Raw genomic sequence first — 8,118 nt, forward strand, 5'->3', positions numbered from 1 at the left:
CTTCATGCTCTGGTCCTCGTTGGAGCCAGAACGAACTTCAAGCTGGATTAAGCCCGAGGGGCAAGGTCACGATACTTGCTGAACCTGCCAACCCTCAGAGCTTCGGAAATTTTCCTGTGAACTCAAGGGACCGAAGAATTCGGGCGGGTATACCGTCGGCATTAGACCGTCAGCTTTGAGAATTTGTGCTTGGAAATCAACGCGAAAACGTCTTCCTAAATCATTGAGTGGGAGTAGGGCGGCGGGCGGATATCGCGCGGTCTGGCGTAGTCTGGAGAAGATTGTCGATTCCTTCGTATCGAGGACGCTGATCGAAGTCGTGCTTGGACTTATCGCGGTCGAGGTCTTCAATCCACAACGATTGTCCTGACGGAGTACTGCAGCGGGCTTCAGCGTACAGAAGGGCGGGGGGCTCCAGTCTCGAGCTCGGATAAGTTTTGGCGCATAGCGAGCCTGTCATTTCGGTCCTTAGGTACGCCAGTCTGGCACATTTTTTCTGCGCTCAAATTGGATGTATTCGAGCACAGTTCCATCTGGATCTTTAAAACATAGGAACAGGCAATCGATCCCGTGCGACCGCACGCCTTTGGCGGTCTCGTAGCGCGAGATAGGTCCAACAAAAGGGACCTTGTTTTCTTCCAAGACTTTTGCGACCTCGAAAAGGTTGTCGACCTCAAAGCAAAGCCGACCGATACCGATGTTATGAAGAGTTGGATATGCCTCGCCGGTTGTCGGTGGATCGATGAACTGTATGATATCCAAGAATGGGCGCGGTCGGCCGCCCGATATCCTCATGAATGCGGCCCGAAAGCGCCTGCCCTCCGGCAATCCAAGTCCTGCCCAGACGCCCGCGCCCTGCTCGAAAACGTTGTCGTCGAACTTTTCGAATCCTAGCATTTCGTAAAACGCAATGCTGCGCTCTAGATCGCTCACACAGATATTGGCGTGAAGCCATTCGCGAATTCTTATTGCGCTCACCTGATCACCTAACTGTTGAAGGAGACACTTCTAATTCGGAGACGTACGTTTGCTCTTCGCCGATCTCGATAATGTGCGAACAGAGGGCATGTCGAGGCGCCCTCTGTCATTCTGTCAAATGTCTGCGCCGCTTGCTGAGCGCGGCGCATTGTCACTCTTGCCAGAACGTCTTGGAAACCTTGCGACGCGCGCTGCGGGTCTCGCGCTTAGCGAAATCCTCCATGCCCTCCGTAGCGAAGCGCCCGGGCTTGCTATCAAACGGTTGTAGGGGAACTTCGAACGCCATAGCCGCCGGCACCGGAAGGTCAGCACTCTTGTTGAGGACAAACTTCGATCGACGGAGTGTCACGGGATTCTTCGCCGCGACAACCGCGATCAACGCGTCGACTTCCTTGTTGAGATCAGCCGGCTTGCAGATTCGATTGATCAGATCATACCGCTCCGCGGTCTTGGCATCGAACAATTGACCGATCAGATTCCATTCCTTGGTCTTGCGGCGGCCAGCAAATTTCTGCAGCCGCGTCACGCCGCCCCAGCCTGGCGTGATATCCCAGTCGATCTCCGGCATGCCCCACCGGCTTCGATCGGTCGCGATCACGAAGTCGCAGGTCAAGGTGAGCTCGAGGCCTCCGCCCGTGCAAACCCCGTCGACGGCTGCGATCGTGATGCAGGTGAGATCTTCGATCGTCTGCGCCGTTTCCTGGTACTGACGGCACTGCCAGTACGGATCTTCGTCATTCCAGGTCAAAAAGTCCTTGATGTCATCACCAGCACAGAACGTATCTCCCGCGCCCTGGAACACGAGAAACCGGCATTCCCGATCCTTCTTGACCGCGCGAACGGCGTTCGAAAGTTCTTCGGACATCTCGCGATCAAGAGCGTTGTGGGCTTGAGGTCTGTTGAAAGTAATCCGAGTGGTTGTTCCTTCGCGCTTGAAGATGATGTGCTTGTACTGTGACAAGGGAGGTCTCCTGTTGATTGATGGTTGCGTAACGCTACTAACGAGGTATTGATACATGAGTTAGTAGCGCTACGCAACTGTATTTCTGCGACGGTCGCTTTCCTGCCAGACCGCGGCGGTCCACCACAAGCGCCGTTGCATCGGCGTGCCGGGCAGGCGGCCGTCTCCAATCAGCGGGCGCCCGATAGCGGTCTACAAGGCCAGCGCGGCCCTGTGGCGCGCCACGCCAAAGCTTCGCAACGACAGAAACGGCAGGAAAAACGTGCGATCCGTGCCCGCTTCTGCTAGCAACGACATCCGAATGACAAACGTAGAATCACGATCCCACCCCCAGATGGCTGACGAAACCTCTCCGTTGGATAGTGCCTTGCGGGCGATTGGCGATCCCTGGAGTTTCCTGATCCAGCAGGAAGCCTTCTTTGGGGTTCGCCGATTTGGTGACTTTCAACGCAACTTGAACATTGCCAAGAACACGTTGACCGACCGTCTGTCGTTGCTTGTCGAGTTTGGTCTACTGGAAAGGAAAAGGCTGCTTGATCGTTCCGATATCCATGAATATCGCCTCACGGCGCGCGGGCTTGATACTTACCCGTACGCCCTGTCGCTGATGAAGTGGGGTGACGACTGGCTCGCCGGGAAGGATGGTCCTCCCGTCATCCTGTCGCACAAAACATGCGGTCGTGTGCTGCGTCCGAAGGCGATTTGCTCAGCTTGCAAACGGGAAGTAAACGCGGAGGATATTCAAATTAACCTCGGCAATATTGCCGAGACTGTTCGCAAGGATGCCGCCCAAGTCAGGGTCTCGTCGCGCCCGGAGTTGTACACCGCAGGGCGGCCAACATCCGTCAGCCGAACATTATCTGTCATTGGTGACCGCTGGGGCTTCTTCGTCTTATGGTTGGCCTTGGCCGGGGTTACCAAATTTGAACACTTCCACAGCATTTTAGGTATCGCGAGAACGACGCTTACAGCGCGGCTGAACCATTTCGTCGAGCGCGGATTGCTGGATCGGCTCGAATATCAATCTCGACCGCCTCGGCACGAATACCGGTTAAGTGAGAGCGGCAAGGCGATTTGCCCCGTCCTACTAACCCTTCACGATTGGGGCCTTCGCGGTCTCCAAAAGCACGCCACAAGGACTTCGGTCCTTCACAGATCTTGTGGTCAGCCCCTACACGTCGAAATAGTCTGCGTCGCGTGCGGCAAGCCACCTTTGCCCAAAGACGTCGAAGTCAAGCAGGTCCACCTGGTTGCTCCTCGTGCGCGCAAGTCGCGCCCTCCTGCGACTGCTTCGAAGAAGGGCGCTCGCCGAGCTAAGGCATGATTGCATAATGCGCTAGCCTAAGTCAGTTTCCGGTATCCGAACCTGACATGATGTCACCGAAGAGTTCCCAGCGCTCTCCTTTGAGCCGAGCCGTTCGCATATCCTTCATCGGTGCAAAATCCGTTGGACTCGTGTTGAGAGCAATGCCCGGCAGCAGCATGTCCGGCTTGAAATCCTTCAAGCTGGAAGCCTGTCGCATGACATTTGCTCGCGTCAGGTCGTCGCCGCACTGCTGCAGAACCTTCGCCATCGTCTGAGAGATGACATATGCGTACACGACAAAGTAGTCGTTCTTATCTGCCTCGGGCGCATACTTCGCTAAGAAGGCATCGAATCTTTGCTTCGCTTCATCATTTGCCCATTGCGGGTCCGAAGGGTCTTTCAAGTAAACGGTCGAAATGATCCCTTGAGAATTCTCGAAGCCTGCAGGACGAATAACCGTACCGATCGATGCTCCGATGCTCGATAAAATGAAAAGCGGCTTCCAGCCTAACTCGGAGATCTTACGAATTGATTGAGCGGCGACCTTTGGCAATGCGATCGAGATGAAGGCGTCTGCTCCACTCGCCTTCAGCTTCACAATATGTGAATCAATGACTGGCTCAGATATCTCGTAGCTTTCTTCCGCCACGATCATGGAAGCCTTGGCCCCGAGGCCCTCTTTGAGACCCTTCAAGTAATCCTTGCCGAGGTCATCATTCTGGTAAAGCACCCCGATCTTGGCGTCAGGTTTTGTCGTTAGGATGTACTTCGCAAAGATACGTCCCTCGGTCTGATAGTTGGGCTGAAAGCCCATCGTCCAGGGAAACTCTGCAGGGTTATTCCAGCGTGTCGCGCCCCCGCCGACGAATAGCTGCGGTACGCGTTTCGCGTTCATGTATTTTTGAATCGCTGCGTTGGTTGGCGTGCCAACGGGATTGAAGATCAAGAGCACCTCGTCGCTCTCGACGAGCCTGCGGGCCTGTTCAACAGTCTTTGGTGGGCTATAAGCGTCATCATACGAAATGAAGTTGATCTTGCGGCCGTTGATGCCTCCTTCGTCGTTTATTTTTTTGAAGTAAGCGGCTTCGATCTTTCCAATTATGCCAAGGCTGGAGACAGGCCCGCTATACGCCAGAATGTTGCCGATCTTAATCTCGTGATCGTTGGCGCCGATGTCGTATTTGCTTTGCGCGTACGTATCGCCATGGCTTAACGCAAACATGGCTAGCCCAGATGCCAGTGCTGCAAAATTTCGTGCTCGCATCGTTCTCCTCCCTGATCGGCTCGTATGCGAGCCGGTTGCGTAGCGCTACTATATCTGATAAGTAGTCTTACGCAACCCCTCCATCCCCTCTACTGGATCAAGGTCGTGGAACACAACGCTCAGTTACGCCTCAGCCATTTTCAGGGGGACCAGTCGCAGCCTCTGATCGACGCGACCATTGGCGCGGCGTTCGACGATGTTGCAGAACGCTATGGTGATCACATTGCGCTCGTCGTTCGACATCAACAGGTACGATGGAGTTATCGCGATCTAAAGCGTCGGGTCGACGGTTTCGCTGCGGGTCTATGGCAGGCAGGGCTTCGACCGGGCGACCGTATTGGAATTTGGGCGCCAAACTGCGTCGAGTGGACGGTGACGCAATACGCCTCAGCAAAAATTGGCCTGATACTCGTGAATCTTAATCCGGCCTATCGGACCGCGGAAATCAAGTACGCCCTGACAAAGGTTGGTTGCAAGGCACTGGTATTTGCGCACTCGTTCAAGAGCAGCCGCTATCTCGATATGCTCCGAAGTCTTATCCCGGAAATCGGCAGGTCTCAGTCCGGTGAACTTCATTCGGCAGTAATGCCTGAACTGGGCGTTTTGATATGCACGGCGCCCGAGTGTTATGACGGCGTCACTCGGTTCCAAGATGTCGCCGAGAATGGTCTACGGGCAATTAGCGAAGGCTTTGCATGGCCAAGGGGGCTCAAGTCTTCTGATCCGATCAACATTCAGTACACGAGCGGCACAACTGGGGCACCCAAAGCGGCAATACTCAGTCACCATGGGTTGCTCAATAGTGCGTGGTTCACGGGACAAATTTGCGGGACCTCGGAGCTCGACGCCATTTGCGTGCCGCTTCCTCTATTCCACATATTTGGCATGCTTACCGGCAATCTGCTCGCAATGCTGCGGGGCGCGAAGATCGTCCATCCTGGTGACGCTTTCGATGCGGACAGCGTGCTGAGCGCGGTAGAGGAGGAGCGATGCACTTCTCTTTATGGCACGCCAACGATGTTCGTCTCCGAGCTGGCCCGCCTCGAAGAGCGTCCTCGCGATCTGTCGTCACTTCGCACGGGGATCATTGCCGGTGCCGTAGTCCCGATGGAGCTTTTGCGCCGAGTCATGACCGAGATGAATATGACAGGCGTCGTAAACGGATATGGCATGACCGAAACTAGCTCGGCCATCATGGTGACGTCGCCAACGGACACACCGGAACGCCGTGTAACCACCGTTGGTCGTGTTGTGCCTCACATCGAGGCGAAGATTGTCGACCCGACCGGAACAATCGTTCAAATCGGCGAAGCAGGAGAGATCCTCGTTCGAGGCTATTCCACGATGCTGGGCTACTGGGGCGATCCTGAAACGACATCCAAGACAATCGATCCGGAAGGCTGGTTGCGAACAGGCGACCTCGGCATGTTCGACGAAAGTGGTTACGGCAAGATCGCCGGGCGCATCAAGGACATGGTTATCAGGGGCGGCGAGAACATTTCCTGCGGCGAGATAGAAGAGTTTCTACAGCTCCACCCGGCCATCGAGAGTGCCTGCGTAGTCGGAGTGCCGGACGACAAGTATGGGGAGGAGCTTTGTGCGTGCATCAAGCTGAGGGCGGGCTCACATGTAAAAGGCCACGAGGTTCAGGAATTTTGTAGAGGAAAAATCTCCCACTATAAAATTCCCAGATACGTTCGATTTGTCGAAGACTTTCCTCTGACAACGAGCGGCAAGGTCCAAAAATTCCTTCTAGCTAAATCCTCGGCTCAACTTCTGGGATTGATCAACCCCGACCATTAAAGCTCGCTCGGCCTGCCCCTTCATTCCACCTTCTCTTCCGGCAAGCTTGGAGCTCTGCGCAAAACGCGATGGGATCTTCAGATGAGAAGAGTACTTGCTGGCAAAGTGCCTGGACTGCGTGTTGCGGTATCCAATCTTAACTACTCTGGCTCGATTGCACTCGATCCGGATCACTGCCACGAAGCGGGCATTCTGTCCGGTGTTCGTGGGGGATTGGAGCAGGAATTCCGGGACGCGGATCGATGAGCTTTTTGTGCCGTCTTCGTTAATCGAAAGGGCTTGGCGGGATCGTGCCGCTATAGGCGTTGGGCCCGCGTCCGTATTTGAACTAGGGATGTGTTAGATGGCGCGTCGATCTCAAAAATTGCAAGGACCGTTCCTTGCAGACAGGACAGATGTCATACAAGTCGTGTCGCGCGCGTTCGACGTGCTGCGTTGTTTCGCGAGCCCTGCAATACGGCTCGGTAATCGCGAAATCGCCGACCGCTGCGACTTGCCGCGATCAACCGTCTCTCGTCTCACCCTTACTCTCACCCGCATAGGTCAATTGGAGTATTTGCCGCAGGACCAGAAATATCGCATCGGTCCCAATGCAGCTGCAATGAGTGCGTCGCTGACGCTCGGCCCGGAGGATGAATGGGGCGAGGCGGTCCTACCACAGAGCATTAGATAGGAACGGACGATGGACCTTGGGGCTTCAATCGCTGGAAAACATGCGCTTGTTACTGGCGCCTCCAGTGGGTTGGGTGAACACTTCGCTCGGCTGCTCGCTCGCTATGGAGCGGCTGTCTCGATTGCTGCGCGCCGCATAGATCGCCTCGGCGCGCTTGCTGCCGAACTACGGGCGGCAGGATCATCTGCCGTCTACGAAGTCGTCCTTGATGTCGCTGACGAGGACTCGGTGTCACGGGCCCTCTCACACGTCGAAAGCGGGCGAGCGCCTCCCTTGGACATACTTGTCAATAATGCGGGCGTAGCCAGCTCGCAGCCGGCAATCTCCGTGGCTACGTCGGATTTCGATCGCATTATCGACACCAACTTGCGCGGTGCGTGGCTCCTGTCCAACGCGGCGGCACGGGCTTGGCTCTCTGCGAAGCGCCCGGGCGCGATTGTGAATATCGCGTCCGTATTGGGCCTTCATCCGGGGAATGGAGTGGCTCCTTATTCCATCTCCAAGGCAGGTCTAATCCAGATGACGAAGTTGCTCGCCATGGAATGGGCGCGATATGGTATCCGCGTCAACGCTCTCTGCCCAGGCTATATCGGGACGGACATGAACGCAGAGTTCTTCGCAAGTGAGCCCGGTCGAAGGATGATTGACAGGATTCCAATGCGCCGCCTGGGCAGTCCGACCGACCTCAACGGCGCGTTTCTACTTCTTGCCTCCGATGCCTCAGCGTGGATGACCGGGGCGACATTGGCCGTGGACGGGGGGCATCTCGTGTCATCTTTTTGAATGGATGGGCCACACCCGGGGCGAGATTTTCGTGGTTCTGTCGCATTCGGGGGGGGGCGACGCTCTATTGATTGAGCTGCGGAATGCCGGCTTGACACTTGCCTTCGGAAGGCAACGGTTAGGGGACCATCGGGCGAGCAAACCAGCGCCTACCTGATCTCTGACGGTAAATGAAGCTACGTCGCGCCAAGATTGGCTGTGGCGATTTGCGCTACGTATGCAGAGCTATTCAGTCGATTGACACCGATAGGTAGCGGAATCTCCAGTATTCGGAGCGGCACAAATTATTCTGTGAATTCAAGACGGAAAAATTGCGGCGGGTATGCCGTCGGGATTTTTCCGTCAGTCTC

The 8,118-nt window shown here is 55.6% G+C and carries 7 protein-coding genes and 1 pseudogene; 5 read left to right on the top strand and 3 right to left on the bottom strand.

The genetic code is table 11. The features are described 5' to 3' along the window. Positions 1-468: 468 nt before the first annotated feature. Together ACM42_RS08450 and ACM42_RS08455 are read right to left on the bottom strand one after the other, a co-directional pair. Positions 469-978 (bottom strand): VOC family protein, encoded by a 510-nt coding sequence (locus tag ACM42_RS08450; protein WP_271527502.1) that lies wholly within the window; start codon positions 976-978, stop codon positions 469-471. Positions 979-1,129: 151 nt separating this feature from the next. Beyond that, positions 1,130-1,939, bottom strand: coding sequence for an enoyl-CoA hydratase/isomerase family protein (locus ACM42_RS08455; RefSeq protein ID WP_271527503.1), 810 nt, complete (start codon positions 1,937-1,939; stop codon positions 1,130-1,132). A gap of 334 nt (positions 1,940-2,273) precedes the next feature. On the opposite strand from ACM42_RS08455, the gene ACM42_RS08460 reads away from it, so the two are divergent. Beyond that, positions 2,274-3,263, top strand: a complete 990-nt coding sequence (locus ACM42_RS08460) for a winged helix-turn-helix transcriptional regulator (RefSeq protein WP_271527505.1) — start codon at positions 2,274-2,276, stop codon at positions 3,261-3,263. Between the two features lie 22 nt (positions 3,264-3,285). Here the strand turns inward: ACM42_RS08460 and ACM42_RS08465 are convergent, their stop codons facing one another. Beyond that, positions 3,286-4,509 carry an ABC transporter substrate-binding protein gene (locus tag ACM42_RS08465; protein ID WP_442868906.1) on the bottom strand — a complete coding sequence of 408 codons (1,224 nt, stop codon included), beginning with the start codon at positions 4,507-4,509 and terminating at the stop codon, positions 3,286-3,288. 105 nt (positions 4,510-4,614) lie between these two features. Here ACM42_RS08465 and ACM42_RS08470 point away from each other — a divergent pair, with 105 nt between their 5' ends. The 4 genes and pseudogenes from ACM42_RS08470 (at position 4,615) to ACM42_RS08485 (ending at position 7,768) form a co-directional block, all read left to right on the top strand. Next, positions 4,615-6,312 carry an AMP-binding protein gene (locus tag ACM42_RS08470; RefSeq protein WP_271527506.1) on the top strand — a complete coding sequence of 566 codons (1,698 nt, stop codon included), beginning with the start codon at positions 4,615-4,617 and terminating at the stop codon, positions 6,310-6,312. A gap of 81 nt (positions 6,313-6,393) precedes the next feature. Beyond that, positions 6,394-6,558, top strand: a complete 165-nt coding sequence (locus tag ACM42_RS08475; RefSeq protein WP_442868907.1) for an aspartate 1-decarboxylase — start codon at positions 6,394-6,396, stop codon at positions 6,556-6,558. 97 nt (positions 6,559-6,655) lie between these two features. Further along, positions 6,656-6,937 (top strand): annotated as a pseudogene (locus ACM42_RS08480) (helix-turn-helix domain-containing protein); the annotation flags it as partial. A 57-nt stretch (positions 6,938-6,994) separates the two neighbouring features. Further along, a complete protein-coding gene (locus ACM42_RS08485) occupies positions 6,995-7,768 on the top strand; it encodes an SDR family NAD(P)-dependent oxidoreductase (protein ID WP_271527507.1) in 774 nt (257 codons plus the stop codon). Positions 7,769-8,118 lie beyond the last annotated feature (350 nt).

The sequence above is a fragment of the Bradyrhizobium sp. CCBAU 25338 genome (assembly GCF_028128965.1).
Lineage (GTDB): Bacteria > Pseudomonadota > Alphaproteobacteria > Rhizobiales > Xanthobacteraceae > Bradyrhizobium > Bradyrhizobium liaoningense.

Coding starts and splice junctions, on each gene's coding strand:
- ACM42_RS08475 (WP_442868907.1), top strand. CDS start 6,394: ATGAGAAGAGTACTTGCTGGCAAAGTGCCTGGACTGCGTGTTGCGGTA.
- ACM42_RS08485 (WP_271527507.1), top strand. CDS start 6,995: ATGGACCTTGGGGCTTCAATCGCTGGAAAACATGCGCTTGTTACTGGC.
- ACM42_RS08460 (WP_271527505.1), top strand. CDS start 2,274: ATGGCTGACGAAACCTCTCCGTTGGATAGTGCCTTGCGGGCGATTGGC.
- ACM42_RS08465 (WP_442868906.1), bottom strand. CDS start 4,509: ATGCGAGCACGAAATTTTGCAGCACTGGCATCTGGGCTAGCCATGTTT.